This is a genomic window from Pedobacter sp. 05L430 (assembly GCF_056397585.1).
Genome location: NZ_JBFTNT010000572.1, coordinates 1 through 905 on the forward strand (window position 1 = coordinate 1; position 905 = coordinate 905).

The 905-nt window shown below is 35.9% G+C and carries 1 protein-coding gene; it reads left to right on the forward strand.

The features are described from left to right. On the forward strand, positions 1-694 hold a 694-nt coding region (locus AC1DG9_RS27380), incomplete at its 5' end, for a sigma 54-interacting transcriptional regulator (RefSeq protein WP_477635738.1). Between the last annotated feature and the right edge of the window lie 211 nt (positions 695-905).

A 905-nucleotide genomic window follows, 5' to 3' on the forward strand; every position in this document is an offset into this window, starting at 1 on the left:
TAAAGAAGGTGCATTTACTGGAGCAGTAAGAGATAAAAAAGGTTTGCTGGAAGAAGCAAATGAAGGAACTTTGTTTCTGGATGAGATTGGAGAGATGAACCTGGATTTGCAAGCAAAATTGCTTCGCGTATTGGAAAATCAAACCTTTATAAAGGTAGGAGATACCCAAACAAGTAAAGTGAATGTCCGCATTATTGCTGCCACCAACAGAGACTTAAAAACGGAAGCAGAAAGTGGGAAGTTCAGATTAGATCTTTATTACCGCCTTTCCGTATTTTCTATTGAACTTCCACCTTTATCTCAACGGAAATCAGATATTTTACTAATCGCCAAACATTATTTAAAAGAATTTGCGAATAAAGTAAACAAGCAGGAGCTTTTAATGGGGGATGATTTTGCTGAACTACTCCTTAAGCACAACTGGAAGGGGAACATCAGAGAGCTAAAAAACGTAATTGAGCGTGTCGTTATTCTTGCCGACGGGAACTCAGTTACAGCGAATCTGCTACCTTATGAGTTTCACGCTTTAGAGCAACAGGTAGGGGAGACAGATCCAATGAAAATGGAGCAGGTTGAGAAACAGCATATTCTTAAAGTACTAACATATACCAAAGGAAATAAGACAGAGACTGCCCGCTTATTGGGGATAGGACTTACTACATTATATCGAAAAATTGAAGAATATAAAATTTAGAAACTCCCAGTTCTTCAAAATGAAATTAATCATACCATTTTGATATGGTAAATTTTATTCATTCAAGACCTGAAAAATATTTTATCGCTTATTTAAGCTAATTAACTGCATTTTTTTGATGATTTATGACTGGGGCATTCCTTTTGAATTGCCGTGTTCAACATTTAATCATAAACATCATCAATATGAACAAATTATATGACCAGGCGGT